At 63.5% G+C, this 19,120-nt stretch carries 18 protein-coding genes; 10 read left to right on the forward strand and 8 right to left on the reverse strand.

The genetic code is table 11. The features are described 5' to 3' along the window. Positions 1–202: 202 nt before the first annotated feature. The 4 genes from AC1RUK_RS31765 (at position 203) to AC1RUK_RS31780 (ending at position 3,285) form a co-directional block, all read left to right on the forward strand. Positions 203–1,135: a VOC family protein gene (locus tag AC1RUK_RS31765; protein WP_436169479.1), complete on the forward strand. Its 933-nt coding sequence runs from the start codon at positions 203–205 to the stop codon at positions 1,133–1,135. A 5-nt stretch (positions 1,136–1,140) separates the two neighbouring features. Further along, positions 1,141–1,764, forward strand: coding sequence for an alpha/beta hydrolase (locus AC1RUK_RS31770; protein ID WP_481837474.1), 624 nt, complete (start codon positions 1,141–1,143; stop codon positions 1,762–1,764). A gap of 3 nt (positions 1,765–1,767) precedes the next feature. Continuing rightward, a complete protein-coding gene (locus AC1RUK_RS31775) occupies positions 1,768–2,067 on the forward strand; it encodes a GNAT family N-acetyltransferase (RefSeq protein WP_263783377.1) in 300 nt (99 codons plus the stop codon). Positions 2,068–2,226: 159 nt separating this feature from the next. Next, positions 2,227–3,285, forward strand: a complete 1,059-nt coding sequence (locus AC1RUK_RS31780; protein ID WP_481837473.1) for a dipeptidase — start codon at positions 2,227–2,229, stop codon at positions 3,283–3,285. Positions 3,286–3,297: 12 nt separating this feature from the next. Here the strand turns inward: AC1RUK_RS31780 and AC1RUK_RS31785 are convergent, their stop codons facing one another. Genes AC1RUK_RS31785 through AC1RUK_RS31800 form a run of 4 tightly spaced genes read right to left on the reverse strand, consistent with a single transcriptional unit; the run spans position 3,298 to position 7,977 of the window. Next, on the reverse strand, positions 3,298–3,543 hold the full coding sequence (locus AC1RUK_RS31785) for a hypothetical protein (protein ID WP_481837472.1): 246 nt from the start codon (positions 3,541–3,543) through the stop codon (positions 3,298–3,300). 2 nt (positions 3,544–3,545) lie between these two features. Further along, the gene (locus AC1RUK_RS31790; RefSeq protein ID WP_481837471.1) at positions 3,546–4,805 is read right to left on the reverse strand and encodes an aminomethyl transferase family protein; all 1,260 of its coding nucleotides are present in this window, start codon (positions 4,803–4,805) and stop codon (positions 3,546–3,548) included. Between the two features lie 3 nt (positions 4,806–4,808). After that, positions 4,809–6,371, reverse strand: coding sequence for a phytoene desaturase family protein (locus AC1RUK_RS31795; RefSeq protein WP_481837470.1), 1,563 nt, complete (start codon positions 6,369–6,371; stop codon positions 4,809–4,811). Next, positions 6,358–7,977, reverse strand: a complete 1,620-nt coding sequence (locus AC1RUK_RS31800) for a phytoene desaturase family protein (protein WP_481837469.1) — start codon at positions 7,975–7,977, stop codon at positions 6,358–6,360. The genes AC1RUK_RS31795 and AC1RUK_RS31800 overlap by 14 nt, the downstream gene beginning before the upstream one ends. Before the next feature lie 198 nt (positions 7,978–8,175). Here AC1RUK_RS31800 and AC1RUK_RS31805 point away from each other — a divergent pair, with 198 nt between their 5' ends. Genes AC1RUK_RS31805 through AC1RUK_RS31820 form a run of 4 tightly spaced genes read left to right on the forward strand, consistent with a single transcriptional unit; the run spans position 8,176 to position 12,104 of the window. After that, positions 8,176–8,970 (forward strand): class I SAM-dependent methyltransferase, encoded by a 795-nt coding sequence (locus tag AC1RUK_RS31805; RefSeq protein WP_481837468.1) that lies wholly within the window; start codon positions 8,176–8,178, stop codon positions 8,968–8,970. A gap of 6 nt (positions 8,971–8,976) precedes the next feature. Beyond that, complete coding sequence (gene betI, locus AC1RUK_RS31810; protein WP_481837467.1) at positions 8,977–9,663, forward strand: transcriptional regulator BetI; 687 nt, start codon at positions 8,977–8,979, stop codon at positions 9,661–9,663. A 51-nt stretch (positions 9,664–9,714) separates the two neighbouring features. After that, entirely contained in the window at positions 9,715–10,797 is a 1,083-nt protein-coding gene (locus AC1RUK_RS31815; RefSeq protein ID WP_481837466.1) for an ABC transporter substrate-binding protein, read from the forward strand. After that, positions 10,794–12,104 carry a flavin monoamine oxidase family protein gene (locus tag AC1RUK_RS31820; protein WP_481837465.1) on the forward strand — a complete coding sequence of 437 codons (1,311 nt, stop codon included), beginning with the start codon at positions 10,794–10,796 and terminating at the stop codon, positions 12,102–12,104. Before AC1RUK_RS31815 ends, AC1RUK_RS31820 begins: the two co-directional genes overlap by 4 nt. On the opposite strand, the gene AC1RUK_RS31825 is transcribed toward AC1RUK_RS31820, so the two are convergent. From AC1RUK_RS31825 to AC1RUK_RS31835, 3 genes are read right to left on the reverse strand one after another with little or no spacing between them, the layout of a single operon-like run. Next, the gene (locus AC1RUK_RS31825; protein WP_481837464.1) at positions 12,068–13,141 is read right to left on the reverse strand and encodes an ABC transporter ATP-binding protein; all 1,074 of its coding nucleotides are present in this window, start codon (positions 13,139–13,141) and stop codon (positions 12,068–12,070) included. The genes AC1RUK_RS31820 and AC1RUK_RS31825 overlap by 37 nt on opposite strands. 58 nt (positions 13,142–13,199) lie before the next feature. Beyond that, positions 13,200–14,027: an ABC transporter permease gene (locus tag AC1RUK_RS31830; protein WP_481837463.1), complete on the reverse strand. Its 828-nt coding sequence runs from the start codon at positions 14,025–14,027 to the stop codon at positions 13,200–13,202. After that, entirely contained in the window at positions 14,024–14,941 is a 918-nt protein-coding gene (locus AC1RUK_RS31835) for an ABC transporter permease (protein ID WP_481837462.1), read from the reverse strand. The genes AC1RUK_RS31830 and AC1RUK_RS31835 overlap by 4 nt, the downstream gene beginning before the upstream one ends. Before the next feature lie 310 nt (positions 14,942–15,251). Between AC1RUK_RS31835 and AC1RUK_RS31840 the strand changes: the two genes are divergently transcribed. Beyond that, the gene (locus tag AC1RUK_RS31840) at positions 15,252–16,667 is read left to right on the forward strand and encodes an aminotransferase (RefSeq protein ID WP_481837461.1); all 1,416 of its coding nucleotides are present in this window, start codon (positions 15,252–15,254) and stop codon (positions 16,665–16,667) included. A gap of 417 nt (positions 16,668–17,084) precedes the next feature. Next, on the forward strand, positions 17,085–17,600 hold the full coding sequence (locus AC1RUK_RS31845; protein ID WP_481837460.1) for a hypothetical protein: 516 nt from the start codon (positions 17,085–17,087) through the stop codon (positions 17,598–17,600). A gap of 151 nt (positions 17,601–17,751) precedes the next feature. Here the strand turns inward: AC1RUK_RS31845 and AC1RUK_RS31850 are convergent, their stop codons facing one another. Further along, on the reverse strand, positions 17,752–18,954 hold the full coding sequence (locus tag AC1RUK_RS31850) for an aromatic ring-hydroxylating oxygenase subunit alpha (protein WP_481837459.1): 1,203 nt from the start codon (positions 18,952–18,954) through the stop codon (positions 17,752–17,754). Between the last annotated feature and the right edge of the window lie 166 nt (positions 18,955–19,120).

Consider the following 19,120-nt stretch of genomic DNA (forward strand, 5'->3'; position numbering starts at 1 on the left):
GGCGCGCCGCTCATGGAGCCGAAATTCCGGACCGTTGCAAGCCGGAGTAGGTTCGTTGGTTGGTGAACAAAATGGGCTTCTTCGTTCACTTTTACAGCACAGTCCATTCTGTGTTTGCGTCCTTTGCCGCCGACGTGCCTATCCTCATATTGGCGTGGACAGCGGCATGGGCCGCACAAGTACCAAGGGAAGGAGCAAGACAATGCTCGACCAGATCAAGGGCCTGCATCACGTCACTTCGATGGCCAGCGATGCGCGCCAGAACAATGCGTTCTTCACCAAGAAGCTCGGCCTGCGCCGGGTCAAGAAAACCGTCAATTTCGACGCGCCCGACGTCTACCACCTCTACTATGCCGACGAGGTCGGCACGCCGGGTTCGGTGATGACCTACTTTCCGTTCCCGAACATCGGCAAGGGCCGCCATGGTGTCGGCGAAGTCGGCACCACCGTCTATTCGGTGCCCGAGGGCACGCTTGCCTATTGGGAGCAGCGCTTCGCCGATGCGGGCGTCGCCGGGCTGTCCCGCGAAGAGACTTTCGGCGAGAAGCGGCTGGCCTTTGCCGGTCCCGATGGCGATGGCTTCGCGCTGGTCGAGGACAGGGCCGACAGCCGCGCGCCATGGGTGAAGGGCGGCGTACCCGCCGAGGAAGCGATCCGCGGTTTCCACTCGGTATCGCTCAGGCTGAAGGATGGTGGCGCCACCGAAGAGCTCTTGAAGTTCATGGGCTATGAGGAGGTCGACAAGTCCGGCAATGTCAGGCGGTTGGCGGTCAAGAACGGCAACGGCGCCGATGTCGTCGACATCGAATCGTTGCCCGGTGCCGCCTTCGCCAATCTCGGCGCCGGCTCGGTCCACCATGTCGCCTTTGCCGTCGAAAACCGCGCCAAGCAGCTCGAAGTGCGCAAGGCGCTGATGGACACCGGCTACCAGGTGACGCCAGTGATCGACCGTGATTATTTCTGGGCGATTTATTTCCGCACACCGGGTGGCGTGCTGTTCGAGGTCGCCACCAACGAGCCGGGCTTCGATCGCGACGAGGACACTGCCCATCTCGGCGAGGCGCTGAAGCTGCCGACGCAGCACCAGCATCTCAGGCCATATCTCGAACAGCATTTGCAGAAGCTGGAAGGCTGACGGTCATGAGCAAGGACGCATACATCCACAAGCTGCTACCAGGTTCGCCTGGCGGCCCGCTGCTCTTCGTCTTCCACGGCACGGGAGCCGACGAGAACCAGCTTCTGTCGCTGGGGCGCGAACTCGCGCCCCAGGCGACGATCATATCGCCGCGCGGTGATGTTTCCGAACAAGGTGCCGCGCGTTTCTTCCGCCGCACCGGCGAGGGCGTCTACGACATGGACGACCTTGCGCGGGCGACCGGCAAAATGGTTGGCTTCGTCAAGGCGCAGGTCGAGGCAGCAAAGCCGTCGTTTGTGTTGGGCCTCGGTTACTCCAACGGCGCCAATATCCTGGCTTCGGTGATGTTCGCGGCGCCCGATCTGTTCGATGCATCGGTGCTGATGCATCCGCTGATCCCCTTCGAACCGGAGGTCAAGGGCAGCCTTGCCGGCCGCCACATACTGGTCACCGCCGGCAAGCGCGACCCGATCTGTCCGCCCAACCTGACGTCGCGGCTTGAGGCCTATTTGCGCGCCGATGGCGCCGATGTCACTTTGGAATGGCATGAGGGCGGGCACGAGGTGCGGCCGAATGAAATCGAGGCGGCGCGGCGGTTCTTCGCCGGCGCGCCAGTTGAAGGAGCCTAAGCAATGCCTGACCAACTGCCTGAGATCGAGCTCGAAGATCGTGGCTCCAAAGGTCGTTATCTCTTGCGCGGACCTGGCGGCGCCGAGGCGGAGATGACTTTCACCAAGATCGGCGAGCACCAGCTAATCATCGACCACACCGAGGTGCCGGATGCGTTTCGCGGCCAGGGCGCGGGGCTTCGGCTTGTCACCCGCGCCGTCGAGGACGCGCGCGCGGCCGGCAAGAAGATCATCCCGCTCTGCCCTTTCGCCAACGCCCAGTTCCGCCGCCACCCGGAATGGGCCGACGTGCTGAAGCAATAGGCGTTTGCCCGCGCGGGGACAAACGGCCGAGCGGGCAGTCACAAGTGCAATCACCCGTCTGGCATTTGCGCGATTTGGCCATCTTGCCTAAGTAGAGGTATTGCCCGCGGGCCGGTTCACGGTCCGCGGCCCTGCTTACCTCAACCGAATGGCTTCCTGATGACCGAAACCGATCTCGTCCCCGTCTTCGACGGCCACAACGACACGCTGCTCAGGCTCTATCAGTCGAAGGACGCGGATGTCGAAAAGCTGTTCATCGAGGGGACGCAGGGCGGCCATATCGATCTGCCGCGCGCCAAGAAGGGCGGCTTTGCCGGCGGCATGTTCGCGATCTTCCCGCCGCCGGCCGAGAAAACCAAACGCGCCGCGGTGCCGCCGGCGCCGAGCGACAACGAGCCCTTGCCGCCCGAGCTTCCGCGCGGTGAAGCCCTCACCTCGACCATCGCCATGGCCTCGATCCTGTTTCGGCTGGAGCGGGCCGGAGCGCTGACCGTCTGCCGCAGTGCCGGCGACGTGCGTGACGCGATGGCGAAGGACTCGATCGCGGCGGTATTCCACATCGAGGGCGTCGAGGCGATCGATCCCGAGCTTACCATGCTCGACGTTCTGCACGCCGCTGGCCTGCGCTCGCTCGGCATCGTCTGGAGCCGCCCTAACGCCTTCGGCAATGGCGTGCCGTTCCGCTTCCCGTCCTCGCCCGACACCGGCCCCGGCTTGACCGACGCCGGCAAGGCGCTGGTCAAGGCGTGCAACCAGCTCAGGATCATGATCGACCTCTCGCATCTCAACGAGAAGGGGTTTCGTGATGTCGCCGCCATCAGCGACGCGCCGCTGGTGGCGACCCATTCCAACGTGCATGCGATCTGTGGCCATTCGCGCAACCTCACCGACTGGCAGCTCGGCGCCATCCGCGAGACCGGCGGCATGGTCGGGCTGAACTTCGCCACCGGCTTCCTGCGCGAGGACGGAAGGATGAATGCCGACACCTCACTCGAGATCATGGTGCGCCATGTCGACTCGCTGTTGCAGGCGCTGGGCGAGGATGGCGTCGGGCTGGGATCGGATTTCGACGGCGCCATGATCCCGGCCGTCATCGGTGATGTCGCCGGCCTGCCGAAGCTGATCGACGCGCTCGCCGCGCGTGGCTTCGGACGGGCGCTGATCGAGAAGATCGCCTACCGCAATTGGATCGGCATGCTCGAGAAGACGATCGGGTAATCCACCCAGTCGCTATTTGTAGCCCATGCGCGTCAGCCAGTCCTGGCCGCCGCCGCGGTCGCGGATGATCGGCAACGGATCGGCGGAATCCAGGCGCGCGCAGATGCGGTAGACTTCGAGCGTCTCGGCGCTCATCTCGCCGCGCTTGTAGAAGAACATGGCGGCCGCGTAGCGCGCGCGGCCCGACCATTTTTCGCCGAGCGGCGTTTTGACCAGCTGCCACTGCTCGGCGGCTTCGAGCTCTGCCTCGTCGCCCATGGTTAGAAATCCGCTGGCGGATTGGCGGTGCGGCGGTCGAGCTTGATGAAAGGCCGTTGCACCACCTTGGCCCGCTTCATCAGCTTCTGATACTGCAATTCGCGCATGGCATAGATTTCGACCCAGAGGTCTTCGACCATCGTATCGCCAAAAGGTCGCTTGAGAGAGGCGATGGCGACATTGCGCTTGGCCATCGGCGACCACATGGCGGCGCTGACCAGCCCGACCTCCTGGCTTTTCTTGTAGTAGACGATGGCATGTTCGGCCGGGATGTTGCCTTCGATCTCCAGCCCGACCAGCACATGCCGCAGCTTGCGTTTGCTACGAGCCTCGAGAATGGCGCGGCGGCCGTTGAAATGGCCCTTTTCCAGATCGATCATGAAGCCGAGACCGATCTCGTCAGGCATGCGCAAACGGTCGGCGCGGATGGCGTGCTCGGCGGTGGTGAAATCCCCGTTGGCAACAATCAGCCCGGCTTCGAGACGAGCGCGATTCAGCGCGGTGTAGCCGATGGCGCGGATGCCGCGCAGTTCGCCCGCAATCATCAGCCGGTCCCAGAGGCTGAGCGCCTTGTCCGCCGACACGAACAGCTCGTAGCCGAGATCGCCGGTGAAACCGGTGCGCGAAATTGTGACGGTGCCGCCGTCATGCGGAAACTCGGCGAGGTCGAATATCCTGAGCTTATCAACGCCGGTGAAACCGGCATCGCGCAGCACGGCAAACGAGGTTGGGCCCTGTAGTGCCAGGCCAGCGACCGCTTGCGTCTCCTCTTCGACTGAGACCTCGAAGCCAATGGCGCTGTCGAGCAGCCAGGGCAGATGCCGTTCCTGCGAGCACAGCCGGAAGCGTGTCGGGGAAAGCCTGAACAGCGTGCCGTCGTCGAGGACGAAACCGTCGTCGTCGCACCAGGCGGTGTAGTGGACGCGGCCGGCTTTGAGCTTGGTCACGTCGCGCAAAGTGACGCGGTTAAGGAAGGCTTCGGCGTCGGGACCCTCGATGCGGTATTTCGACATCGGCGAGATGTCGAACAGGGCTGCCTGGCTGCGGATGGCGAAATATTCGAGCTCCTCGTCCCACAGCGAATGCGGGGCGCGATAGCCGGCCCAATTGTACCAGTCATTGGTCCTCGCCAACGCGTCGATGCGCGGCTGGAACGGCGTGCCGAGGCGCAAGGTGCGGAAATGCGATTGAGCGGCTGCGCGGGCATCGGCAGGCGCGTCGATCTCGGTCACGGCGGGCTTCTTCCTGGTTGCCTGTGCCATGGTCTATCCCCTTATCGCGATGATGCGCTTCGCCGCGTTCAACCCCGGTGCGCCGGAAACGCCGCCGCCCGGATGCGAACCGGCGCCAGCAAGAAACAGCCCTTGGACCGGCGTGTCGTAGCCCGACCAGCCGGAGACAGGGCGCGACATCAGCATCTGGTCGGCCTGCAATTCGCCGTGGTGCCAATGGCCACCGGGCATGCGGTAGCGTGCCTCGATGTCGGCAGGCGTCAAAAGTTCGGTGTGAAGCACACTCTTGCCAATCCCCGGCGCATAGGCCTCCAGCTGCGCCATGATCGCCTTCAGGAATTTCGGTTTGCCGGCACGCCAGCCTTCCTTCAGCGTATAGGGTGCGTACTGCACGACCGCTGAAAGCACGCAGGCACCAGCTGGAGCGAGCGAGGGGTCGGTCAGGCTGGGCAGCGTCATCTCCATCACGGGCTCGGGCGAGAACTCGCCATATTTGCAGGGATTGAAGGCGCGCTCGACATGGTCGGGCGAGGGCGCGATGACCAGGCGGCCCTTGTGGCCAGCGGCGTCGATACCGGCAAATTGCGGCGGCCGGTCGAGCGCCAGATGCAGCTTGGCCGCATCGCCTTTCATGCGGATATTTTTCACCTTGCGCACGAAGCCTGTGTCGACCTCGCGCGGTCCAACGAGATCGAGGATGGTTGTTGCCGGATTGACGGCGGAGACGATGGTTTTCGCATGCAGCACCTCGCCGCCGTCGAGCGTGACGCCGACGGCGCGACCTTTTTCGACGATGATCTTGGCAACAGGTGACGCGGCGCGGATGGTCACGCCGGCCCTCTCCGCCGCTGCGCGGATGGCGGCGACGACCGCGCCCATGCCACCTTTCGGCACGATCTGCGCGCCCGCCTTGCCGCCCACCTCGCCCGCCAGGCGGTAGTAGAGGCCGAGCAGCGAGGTCGGCGAACGCGGACCGAGATGGCTGCCGAGCGTCGCGTCGAAGGCGAGCAGACCTTTCAGCCGATCGTCGGTGAGCTGCTCGTCAAGCAGGTCGGCGACATTCATTAAAAGCACGCGCAGGAAATCGCGCATGTCCTCCTTGCCGAGTTTCTTCAGCGCCAGCGCTGTCTGGCCAAGAGCTGCCGTCTCAAGCAGCGACATGGCGCCAAGGTCAGGCGGACGGCGCGACAAGAACGGCTTCAAAATGCCGGCATAGCGCAGCAGCTGGGCACGCAGTTCCTTCCAAGCGGTTTGCTCGGACGAATTGGCGCCGGTCAGCACCTCGCCATAGGCGCCATGGAGGACGAGCGGACCGTCCTTCGACAGCGCAACGGTCGGCACGAAATCGCCGCGCGCGACCTGTAGCCCGTGCCTTTCCAACTCAAGCGTCTTCGCCACATCGGGATGCAGCCGGTTCAGCACATGGGCGACAGACGAGACGCGAAAGCCCGGTGCGAACTCTTCGGTCCGTGCCGCACCGCCGATATCGGTTGCGGCTTCCAGCACCAGCACCTTGCGGCCGCTCTTTGCCAGCGTCGCGGCGGCGACAAGGCCGTTGTGGCCGCCGCCGATGATGATCGCATCAAATGACGTCATGGGCCGGCCTCATATGCGAGGTTGACTTGGCGAGGTCCCGCAGGATCTCGGCGGCGGCGTTGCGGCCGGGCGCGCCCATGACGCCGCCGCCGGGATGGGTCGACGAGCCGCACATGTAAAGCCCACTGAGCGGCGAGCGGTACTGCGCGTAGCCCGGTACCGGACGGTTGAACAGAAGCTGGTCGAAGGTCAGCTCGCCCTGGAATATGTTGCCTTCGGTGAGGCCCACCTCGGCCTCGATCTCGCGCGGCGTGCGCACCTCCATGTGGACGATGCGGTCGCGGAAACCCGGCGAGTATTCGGCGATCTGCGAAATCACGCTTTCCGCAAAACCGTCGCGGTCGGCATCGGTCCAGTCGTGACCGTCCACCTTCGGCGGCGCGTACTGCACGAAGCAGCTCATGAAATGCTTGCCCGGCGGCGCCATGGTCGGGTCGAGCGTGGTCGGGATGACCATGTCGAGGAAGGGGTCGGCCGACCAGCGACCGGCCTTCCAGTCGTCATAGGCGCGCTCCATGCGCTCCATGGAATCGGTAAAATGCATGTCGCCGCGATAGACCGGCGAATCCTTCGGCAGTGCCGGGAATTCGGGCAGCGAATCGAGCGCTATGTTGACCTTGCCGGACGAGCCACGGATCTTGAAGTTCTTGACCCGGCGCAGGAAGATGGCGGGCAGTTCCTTTTCCTCGACCAGCTTGAGGAAGGTGCGCTTCACGTCGGCGTTGGAGACGACGAGCTTGCCGTAGATCTCCTCGCCGCCGGCGAGCACCACCCCCTTGGCCTTGCCGCTGATAACCAGCACGTGGTCGACCTCGGCGCCGGTGCGGATGGTGCCGCCGGAAGCCTGGAAGGACGCGGCAAGCGCCTGGGTGACGGCGCCCATGCCGCCGCGCGCATAGCCCCAGGCGCCGACCGAGCCGTCGACCTCGCCCATATAGTGGTGCAGCAGCACATAGGCCGTGCCTGGCGACATCGGCCCGAGCGCGGTGCCGATGATGCCGGACAGCGCGAAGTTCGCCTTGATGACGTCGGTCTCGAAATATTCGTCGAGGAAGTCCGAGATCGACATGGTCCAAAAGCGCAGCGTCAGCGCCATTTCTTCCGCCGACAGGCCGGCGAATTTCTTGCCGAGATAGAGCAGCTCGCTGATATCGCGTGGTCGAAAACTGGTCGGGTCCGGCGCGGTGCGCATCAGCAGCGGCTGAATGAAGCGGCATTGACGCGTCACGTCGCGGGCGTAGCGGTCATAGGCCTCGGCGTCGCGCTTGGAAAAACGGGCGAACTCACGCCGGTGGGCGTCGTGGTCGCGGTAGTTGGCGAGATAGTCGCCGTCGCGGGTGAACACCGCGCCACCCTCATAGGAAATCACCTGCAGGCCAAAGCGCGGCAGCTCGAGGTCTCGCATGATCTCGGGCCGGAACAACGAGCAGACATAGGAGCAGTTGGAATAGAGGAAACCAGGCGTCAATTCGCGGCTGGTGGCCGCGCCGCCGACCCAGTCGTTCTTCTCGACCACCAGCACGTCGAGGCCGGCGCGCTGCAGGTAGCAGGCATTGACCAATCCGTTATGGCCGCCGCCGATGACGATCGCATCCCACGCCTTCATATACGCCGAGCCTTCATGGCAATCTCACCGTTCATTTTATGTGATCTGTTCCCGAATGCGCGGAATTTGGCACGGCTTCAGTCATTTTGTCCAGCCATATTGAATGAATGTTCAACAAATGGTGTTGCGTTTTCCTGTTTATGCGCTAGGCTTTGCCGACATTCTGGACTGTCTGCAGGCAGTTGGAGCTGAGGTCAGATGATCGAAACGGCGGACGCCGAGCCGGAATATGACGACACCGCCATCCGCTTCCTGGAGGCGCTCTGGGGCGACGGCTATCTGTCGCCGGGCGGGCCCGACGAGGTCGACCTGGTCGTCGAAGGCCTGTCGCTCGCGGGCAAGACGATCCTCGACATCGGCTGCGGTGCCGGCGGCATCACATTGCATCTTGTCGAGCGCCATGGCGCCGCCCACGCCACCGGCTTCGATGTCGAACGGCCAGTGATCGAAACGGCACGCCGACGCGCTGCTGCGCAGGGTCTCGGCGACCGCGTCAGCTTCGTCCAGGCGCCGCCCGGTCCGCTGCCTTTCGCTGATGCTTCCTTCGACGTCGTCTTCTCCAAGGATGCGCTGCTGCATGTGCCCGACAAGGACGCTCTGTTTGCCGAGGTTTTTCGCGTGCTGAAGCAGGGCGGAGTCTTTGCGGCATCGAACTGGATGATCTCGCATGATGGCGAGCCGTCACCCGAGATGAAGGCCTATGTCGCGGCGGAAGGCCTGTCCTTCGCCATGGCCTCGCCTGAGCGTTATGCGCTGGCGATGCGCCGGGCAGGCCTTTCCGATGTCACCATTCGCGACCGCAATCCCTGGTATCGCGAGGTCGCCCGCGGCGAGTTGGAGAGGCTGAAAGGTCCGCTCTATCCGACGGTCGCGGACGCGGTCGGCGCGGCCTATGTCGACAAGAACATCCGGACCTGGGAAGCCATGCAGAAGGTGCTTGACAGCGGTGAGCACCGTCCCACTCATCTTCGCGGTCGAAAGCCGGCTGGGTAGCCGGCAATGCTGGAGATCAAGACGCCGATGAAGACCGCAGAAGCAAGGGATGTTCGCCCTGAACCAGCACGAAAAGGCGACGCCGAAAAGCGCGGCCGCAAGGCGTCGAAGGAAGTCCGGCAGCAGCAGCTGATCGAGGCAACGATCGATTCGCTGGCCAAGCGCGGCTATTCGGAGACGACGATGGCCGATGTCGCCGATGGCGCGGGCCTGTCGCGCGGCATCGTCAACTTCCATTTCGAGAGCAAGGACAAGCTCCTCGTCGCCACGCTGCAGTACATGGCCGACGAGTACGCCGCGCACTGGCGCACCGCGCTGACCAAGGCCGGCGAAAATCCAGCCCACCAGTTGCGGGCGCTGGTCGCCGCCGATTTCGACCGTTCGATCTGCAATAAGCGCAAGCTGGCCGCCTGGTGCGCCTTCTGGGGCGAGGCCAAATCGCGCCCGACCTATCAGTCGCTCTGCGGCGCGCGCGACGCGGCCTACCAGAAGATCTTCATCGACCTCTGCGCAACGCTCAAAGAGAGTGGCGGCTATGCCTATGAGCCGCAAGTCATCGCCCTGGCGCTGAGCGCCATGCTGGAAGGTCTGTGGCTGCGGCTGATGATGGGGACCGAGGACGTCACCCGCGAGAGCGCGCTGCAGGCGGCGAACGCGTTTTTGGCCGCCGCCTTTCCGAAGCACTACGGTTAGCAACAGCCGGCCAGCAAGGCCGGCTGAACCATAAAAGAGGATGGAACAGCAATGAAGACTTTCAGCCGACGCCTGACTCTCACATTGGCACTGACTGGTGCGCTGGCGACTTCTGCGGCGGCGCTGGCGGTTGCCGCCGACAAGGACCTGATCGTGTTCGACTGGTCCGGCTACGAAGACCCCGGCTTCCACCCGAAATATGTCGAGAAGAACGGCGACTCGCCGACATTCACCTTCTTCGGCGACGAGGACGAGGCGTTCGAGAAGGTCCGCTCCGGCTTCAAGGCCGACCTCGGCCATCCCTGTTCGCAGAGCGTGGTGAAGTGGCGCGAGGCAGGGCTGCTGCAGCCGCTCGACACCTCGAAGATCACGGGGTGGAAGGATCTCAATCCCGGCATCATGGCGATGAAGGATCTTGCCACCACTGCCGACGGCAAGGCCTGGTTCATGCCCTGGGATTGGGGCAACACGCAGCTCACCTACAATTCCGACAAGGTCGACGAGAAGGACGTGCAGTCGCTGAGGGCCTTTGCCGATCCCAAGTTCCAGGGCAAGGTTTCGATCGGCGACAATGTCGACGACGCCTATGCGCTGGCGAGCCTCGCCATCGGGCTCAAGGACTGGACCAAGATGACGGACGACCAGTTCAAGCAGGCATCCGACTTTCTGCGCCAGGTGCACAAGAATGTCCGCTCCTACTGGACCGACACCACCGACATCGTCCAGCAACTGAGCGGCGGCGAGGTCGATCTCGCCTGGGCGTGGAATGATGCGACGGTGCAGTCAGTTGCCGCCGGCGTGCCGATCAAGTCCAAGAAGGATACCGCCGAGGGTATTTCGACCTGGGTCTGCGGCTATGTGCTGTTCAAGGATGCGCCGGACAATGTCGACAAGGCCTATGACTATCTGAACGCCATCAACGATCCGGAGATCGCCAAGGTGCTGGTCAAGGATTGGGGCTACGGCCAGGCCAACGCCCAGGGCATGGCTGGAGTCGACCAGGCGATCCTGAAGGAAAAGGGCTATGACGACGTGCAGAAATTCGTCGACAAGACGCTGTTCCAGTCGCCGGTTCCTTCCGATCTCAAGCTCAAGATGATCGCCGAGTTCGAGAAGATCAAGGCCGGCTATTGAGCAAAGAAATCGAAAGAACCGGCGTCGTCATCGCCGGCGCCGGCTTCACCGGCCTGTCGGCCGCACTCGAATTCAAGAAGGCCGGCATCGATTTCCTGCTGCTCGAAGCACGCGACCGCGTCGGCGGACGCGTCGAGGCTAGGTTGAACGGCCTTGGCGAACGCATCGACAGCGGCGGTCAGTTTCTGTGCGAGGACATGCCGGAATTGATGGCCCTGGTCGAGGCGCGCGGCAAGACGCTGGTCGAGACCTATGTCGAAGGCGATTTCATCGCGCGGCCGTCAATGTCACCGCAAGCAGCCGAGAGGACCTATGTCGCCGCGATGGCGATCCGCGAGCGCATGAATGCCATCGCGCCTGACGATGCCTCGATTGCCGGCCTGACCGTCGCAGCCTGGCTCGACCGCCAGAACGATACCGGCGATGCCAAGGCAGCCTTCCGCTCGATGATCGAAGGCCTGTGGTGCCTGGCGCTGGAAAAGGTGCCGCTCTGGCACCTGATCGACAATGACCGCCGCATCACCAACGAGGTGCCGGAGCTGCAGTATTCTTTGCGCGAGACCATGCAGTCGCTGGCCGATGATCTGACCGGCGACCTCGGCGACCGGTTGCGGCTGAACGAGCCTGTGACGCAGATCGAGCACAGGCCGAAAGGCGTCCGTGTCATCTCGGCCAGCGGCGCGATCGAAGCGCGCCAAGTCCTGGTCGCGCTGCCGCCGGCGAAAGCTGCGAAACTCGATTTCGCACCATCTCTGCCGGTCAACTTGAGGAGGGCGCTCGGCGTCTGGGAGAGCGGTGCGGTGATCAAGATCCTCGTGCGCTATCCCGCGCCGTTCTGGCGCGACCGCGGCTTGAGCGGCATGGTGATGTGGCGCGACCGGCCGGGACTGTTTGCCTGCGACGCCAGCAAGGATGCGGACCATGCCGCGCTTGTCGTCTTCGTCGGCGGGCCACTGGCACTGCGCTGGCGCGAGCTGAGCGACGCAACGCTGCGCGCCGAAGTGACGGCTAGGCTGCAAGAAGCCCTCGGCCCGGAGGCGTCAGATATCCTCGATTTCAGTCATCGCGACTGGACGCATGATCGCTGGAGCGGCGGGGCCTACAGCGACCTTATTGTCGACACCACGGCGAAGGATGCCGAACGCACGATTCTCGCGGGCGCGCCGCCCGTCCATTTCGCCTCGTCGGAAGTGTCGCCGTCATTTCCGGGCTATGTCGAGGGCGCGATCGTGGCAGGGCGCATCGCCGCCAAGAAGATCGCCGCCGAACTTCAGTCTGCCATCGCCACTAAAGCTTCAGGATCATAAGCGAGGCGGATCGAGGTGCCCACCGGGATGTCGTCGGCGCCGAAGTCGTTGGTCTCGGTCACCGACAGCGGCTTTTCCAGCCCGGGGATCTCGACGATCAGGTGGGTGATCTCGCCGAAATAGTGGCGCTCGACCACCTTGCCGGCGACTTCGAATTTCGCCGTGGCATTGTCCCACAGCACGCGCAGGCGCTCCGGCCTTATGCCGAGCGTCGCGGCGCCGCCATTGCGGACAAAGGCCTTCGGCTTGTCGGTCTTGACGCGGCCGAAGCCCAGCGTGTCGACGACCAAGGAGGCGCCGTTCTCCTCGACAATCTCAGCCTTGACGAAATTCATGCCGCCGAGGAAGTCGGCCACCTGGCGGTTGACCGGCCGCTGGTAGATTTCCTTGGGCGAGGCGACCTGCGCGATCTTGCCGCCGAACATCACGGCGATGCGGTCGGACATGGCCAAAGCCTCGTACTGGTCGTGGGTGACCAGCACGAAAGTAATGCCAACCGCCTGCTGCAGGCGGCGCAATTCGACCTGCATCTGCTCGCGCAGTTTCTTGTCCAGCGCCGACAGCGGCTCGTCAAGCAGCAGCACTTTGGGCCGCATCACCAGTGCGCGGGCGAGCGCGACGCGCTGGCGCTGGCCGCCGGAGAGTTCGGTGGCGAGCCGCTTGCCGAGGCCGGTCAACGAGACCTGCGCCAGCGCCTCCTCGACGCGGCGTTTTTCCTCCGTCCCCTCGAGCCTCAGCCGCTTCAGCCCATAGGCGACATTCTGCTCGACATTGAGATGCGGGAAGATCGCATAGCTCTGGAACACCATGTTGGTCGGCCGGCGGTTGGCGGGAATGCCCTCCATTGGCTGGCCGCCGACCGCGATCGAACCGGTGGTCGGATTGTCGAAGCCGGCGATCATGCGCAGCAGCGTGGTCTTGCCGCAGCCGGATGGGCCGAGCAGCGAGAAGAATTCACCTCCCCTGATGGTCAGCGTGGCATCGTCCAGCGCCTTGAAGGCGCCGTAGCTGCGCGTGACGTTGCGGATCTCGATCATGGGTCTTTCGGATAGCGGGGGCCGTTCGGACTGATGAGGCCGTGCGGCCTGCGATTGCTCAGGCATAGAGGCCTCCCTCGTTCTGGGTGCGCCTGGCCGCGCGGCGGCGCAGGATTTCGGCGACGGTCATCAGCAGGAAAGAGGCGACCAGCAGCAAGGTTCCCAGCGCCAGCACGCCCGGCAGTTTCGACGCAAAACGCAGCTGTCCCCAGATGTAGATCGGCAGTGTCGCGTCGGTGCCAGTCAGGAAGAAGGCAATGATGAACTCGTCGAGCGAGATGGTGAAGCAGACGAGCAGGCTGGAGATGATCGCCGGCGCCACCATCGGCAGCGTCACCCGCCGGAAGGTGCCGAAGGCGCTCTCGCCGAGATCGGCTGAGGCTTCCTCCAGGCTGCGGTCGAACCCCTCGAAACCGGAGGTCAGCACCGTCATCGAATAGGGGATGCAGACCAGCACATGGCCGAGCACAACGGTGAAAAGGGAGAGGCTCAAGCCCAGCTGCAGCAGCACCAGCAGCATCGAGATAGCGACGATGACTTCCGGCAGCACCAGCGGCGCCATGATCAGGCCGTTGATGGCGCGGCGGCCGGGGTAGCGGTAGCGGGTGATCGAGCGGGCGGCGAGGATGCCGAAGACGGTGGCGAGGATGGAGGCCGAGACGCCGACGACCAGGCTGTTCCAGGCGGCGTCGAGCAGTGCCGGCGTGCGCGGCAGGTCCTCGTACCATTTCAGGGTGAAGCCGGAGAGCGGGAATTTCGGCGTTGCCGCCGTGTTGATCGAGAAGATCGGCAGGAAGATGACCGGCAGATAGAGGAACACCACGTAGAGGAAGGCATAGGCCGACAGCCAGCCGCCGCCTGGCAGGAAACGCCGCAACGCCGTCATCGCGCCAGCCTCTGGGCGGCTCGGATGGCCAATACCATGGCGCCGGCGATCAGCGTCACGATCACCATGGTGGTGACGGAAAGTGCCGCACCCAGCGGCCAGTTCGACGCCTTGCCGAACTGCGCCTGGATGGCGTTGGCGATCATGACGCCGTCCTTGCCGCCGACCAGCTTCGGCGTGACATAGTCGCCGACGGTCGGGATCATGACGATCAGCGCCGCCGAAATGATGCCGGGCACCGACAGTGGCAGCGTCACGCGCAGGAAGGAGCGCAGCGGACCGTCGCCGAGGTCCTTGGCCGCCTCGACCAGCGTGCGGTCGACTTTCTCCAATGACACAAAGATCGGCAGGATGGCGAAGGCTGCCCAGGCATGGGTCAGCGTGATGATGACGGCGGTCGAATTGTAGAGAAGTGCTGTCGACGGCTCGTCGATGATGCCGAGGCCCATCATGCCGGAATTGAGCACGCCGTTGTAGCCGAGGATGACCTTCCACGACATCACGCGCAGCAGATAGCTGGTCCAGAACGGGATGGTGATCAGGAACAGCCAAAGGCTCTTGTGGCGGCCGCCATGGAACGAGATGAAATAGGCGATCGGGTAGGCGAGGATGACAGTGAAGAAGCTCACCATCAGCGAGATGTAGAGCGAGCGCCAGAGCAGGTCGCGATAGATCGGCTCGGTCAGCGCGATGCGGTAATTCTCCAGCGTGAAGGTGCGGTCGATGGTGAGGTAATTCTGCGTCCAGAACGAGTGGGCGATGACCACCAGGATCGGCAGGACCAGAAGGATGAGGGCATAGAGGAAGGTGGGGCTGATCAGGGCAAAGCCCTGCACGGGTTCGGACTGCAGAAGGGCGTTTCGCCTGGCCCGCGTCATGCGCCGTACAGGCGACCCTTCGGCAGCTGCCGTCATTGTAGCGCCCCCGGCGTGATTTCCGTTGCGGGCTCGGACTGTCCTGCCATGCAGTCTTCCATCCTCCAAGGCCGGCGGCATGTTCCCCATTCTGCCGAGCGCGCCGCACGGTGAACCCGTTCTCTCGATCGCGCTTCAAGCTTGCCGGCTTTCTTTCATCATGCGCGCATCCGGCGATTGAAATCAAGCGCTATTTCTGTAATATTGATTGAACGGACATTCAAAATGAAGTGAAGAAAGCCGCTTTTACCGAGGCTTGGAGTTTGCTTCGTGTCCGCTGAAAATTGTCACGAGAGCATGTGAGGCGAAGATGGCGGCTGCAAGAGACCTGAAGGCGATGGAAGCGGCCGATGCTGGTACCGACGCCGTCGAACTGGCCAAGCGCCATCTCGTCCAGCCCTGGCCGTTCGCCGGCTCGGTCGGCGCCGAGGCGCGCGCTTTGATCGGCGAGGGCGAGGGCATCTACATCACCGATGCTTCGGGCAAGCAGCTGATCGACGGACCGGCCGGCATGTGGTGCATCAATGTCGGCCACCGCCGCGAAGAGCTGGCCAAGGTGATGTACGACCAGGCGATGGCGCTGTCCTACAACACGCCGTGGTACACGATGAACGCGCCGTCGGCGGAGCTCGCCATGCGCATTGCCGGCCATGCGCCCGGCGATCTCAGCCATGTCTTCTTCACCACCGGCGGGTCCTCGGCGGTGGAGACGGCGCTCCGCTTCATGCAGTTCTACAACAATGTACGGGGGCGGCCGGAAAAGAAGCTGATCCTCAGCCGCGGCGGCGCCTATCACGGCTCGACCTATCTGTCGGCCTCGCTCAACGGGCGTCCGCGCGACCGCGACTGGATGGACGGCGCCGACGAACTGGTCGTGAAGCTCTCTTCGCCGGACCCGTTCCGCCGGCCGCAAGGCATGAGCATCGAGGCGTTCACCGATTTCCTGGTCGATCAGTTCCGCGACACGGTTGCCCGCGTCGGCGCTGACAGGATCGGCGCCTTCGTCGGCGAGCCGGTGCAGGCCTCGGGCGGTGTCATCGTGCCGCCGGATGGCTACCTGAAGCGCATCCGCGAGATCTGCCGCGAGAATGGCATCCTCTTTGTCTCCGACGAGGTGGTGACCGGCTTCGGCCGGCTCGGCCACGCCTTTGCCTCCGGCGAAATCTTCGGCATCGACCCCGACATGATCACCTTCGCCAAGGGCGTGACCTCAGGCTATTTCCCGCTCGGCGGCGTCATCATCTCGGAGCGGATTTTGCAGGAGTTGCGCCGTTCGAACCACCCCGACGCGCTGTTCGGCCACGGCCTGACATATACCAGCCATCCGATCGGCTGCGCGGTGGCGCTGAAGAACCTCGATATCCTCGAGGAGAGCGTGCTCGCCCATACGAGAGAGGTCGCGCCCTACTTCCAGGCGCAACTGAAGACGCTGGAGGAACTGCCTCTGGTCGGCGAGGTGCGCGGCATGGGGCTGATGGGCTGCGTCGAATGCGTCGCCGACCGCGAAAGCAAGGATCCGCTGAAGCTCGACAAGGACGTCGGCAAGCGCATCGATGCGCACTGCCATGAACTCGGCCTGTTGGTCCGGCCGCTGATCAACATGTGCGTGATGTCGCCACCGCTGATCATTTCGCGCGAGCAGATCGACGACATGGTGGCGATCCTGCGCGAAGGCATCTCGCGCACAATGGACGATCTGAGGAAGGAAGGGGTGTGGCGGGGGTAGTTCCCTTCGTCCCTATCTACGTTTTACGGGAAGAAAGTGCCGGCAGGCGGATGAGGGGCGGCGCTGTCCGATCCGGCAGCTATTCGCCTGGCGAGCGGCCGGCGGCGCAGGATCGCCGACGTGGGCCAGTCTGCAGGCGGCGCGGCGAAGCTCAGCTCGCGGCCCAGCCGGTGCCGTGAATTGCCCTGCTGGATCGTCGCCCATCGGCAGCTCGCCTTGGTGGCCAGCTCGGCATTATAGCAATTTTCCCCAAGCCCTGGACACCGCAACGCTGCAAGCTGTGGCGGCCATGTTCCGGCGCCGAACACGGGCTTCTGTCGCAAATCCCACAAGGCGCGCTTGCGGCAGGCGGGCGCGATAATGGGCCGGCGGGCTGCGCTGGCAGTTCAGTCCGTCTGCCTGGAAACGAAAGGCAGTATGACGATGACGATTTCTCCGTTTCTTACCGCTCTCGGATCCGAAGGTCCCCCAGCCGACCGAGCGAAAGACATGGACCTGTATGGATGGCTAATTGGAAGCTGGGAAATAGACTCGGTCCACTACCTCGACGACGGCACAATCCAGAAATGGGATGGAGAATGCCATTTTGACTGGGTGCTCGAAGGCCGCGCGATTCAGGACGTTTGGATCAGGCCCAAGCGCCCTGCGCCGTCAACGATGTATGGCACGACTTTGCGCATCTTCGATCCTGGGATCGATGGCTGGCACATCATATGGAACGACCCGCTCAACCAGGATCACTCGCGCCAGATCGGGCGGGCCGAAGGTAAAGACATTGTCCAGCTCGGCAATGATTCGCGCGGTCTGAAAACGCGATGGCGTTTCACCGAGATCACTGCCAACAGCTTCCATTGGATCGGCGAGGAAAGATCTTCCGAGAGCCACCCTTGGCAAATCACGTATGAGCATTTTGCACGCCGAACAAAACCCTGAAGCTGGTGGTTACTCAGGCTTCATTTGGATTCGATTCGCGGTGCGCGGTCCGAAATGGGTTGCCACGGGATCGTGCCGAGTTCCGCGTGCCTGAATGTACCTGTCGGGCCGTCCGGGCCAAGCGGCCCGCACGTGGTCCGGCTTCGCCATCCTACGACCGCGACCTTAGCGCGTCGTTCAGCGCCCACATGTCCTTTTCCTCAGGCGCTGTCTCCAGCCCGAGCACTGGGATCTGCTTGCGCAGATGGTCGTGGTGGGTGCGCACGCCGTATTCGAGGTCGGAGAGGTAAAAGCCCTCGAAGGCTTCCGACAGCATCGATTCGTTCGACCACACCGACAGCTGCACGTCCTCGTTCATGGTGTCGCGGTCGATGCGGTAGGCGAGATAGCGTGCCGCTGCCTGCTCCCTGGTCTCGTCGGGGTAGCGGTAGATGGCGCCGCGCAGCAGCGTCTGCCCGGTCGACAGCGGGAACTCCTGATAGAACTGCACGGATTCCGGCATGATCGACAGGGCGTTGTTGGGGAAGACGCCGTAGTAGACCCAGGCCTTGCGCAGGTGCTCCGGCAAATGCGACGCGTGGGGCGCGAGCTTGATGTATTCGCGCACGCTCCAACGCCGCCCGGCATGCGGATTGTAGGTGGCGAAGGAGCGCGACACGCCGTTGATGAACGGCTCGTCGAAATAGGTCGTGCCGTAAAGATCCTGCAGCGCCGGATGCGCCATGGCGACGTGGTAACCTTCATTGTCGACGTCGCGCACCGACTTCCAGTTGACCGGCGATTGCTGCGTCCAGATGCCCCAGGACGGTACCATGTCGGCAATGCCGTAATGGGCCATCTCGGCCTCGATCGGCTTCAGCAGCTCGGCCACCGAAGGCTGCGGGCCGCCCTTGCGAAAGCGGATGAAGATGAAGCCCATCCAGATTTCCAGATCGAGCGGCATCAGGCCGAATTCCGTCTTGTCGAGCTCGGGGAAGGAGCGCGGACGGGCCGCACCGCGCAGCGTGCCGTCGAGATTGTAGACCCAGCCATGGAAGGGGCAGACCAGAGCGTTCTTGCAGGTGCCTTGGCTGTCGGCGACGACGCGGCTGCCGCGGTGGCGGCACATGTTGTTGAAGGCACGCACGACGCCGTCCTTGCCGCGCACGATCAGCGCGCGCTCGCCGACCACATCCATGGTCAGATAGTCGCCGGCATTCGGCACGTCGGAGACATGGCCGGCGATCTGCCAGTGGTTGCGGAAGACGTATTCCTTCTCGAGGTCGAGAAGGGCGTCGGAGTGGTAACTCCAGCCCGGCAGGCCCCGCCGGTCCCAATTGTTGGGGATCGCCACGTCACGGAGGTGCGGGTTCATCAAAGGCTCTTCATTTGTTGAATGCTCATTCAATAAAATCATATTTTTCTTTGAAATGCAATGGCTTGTTGAAATACGAAAATTTCAAGATAGCTGAATTGAGCAGACCTGGATCTGGCCCGGCGAGAGAAAATCCCGGAAATTCCGGGCCTTAGCGCCGGTTGTG

The sequence above is a fragment of the Mesorhizobium monacense genome, assembly GCF_056781675.1.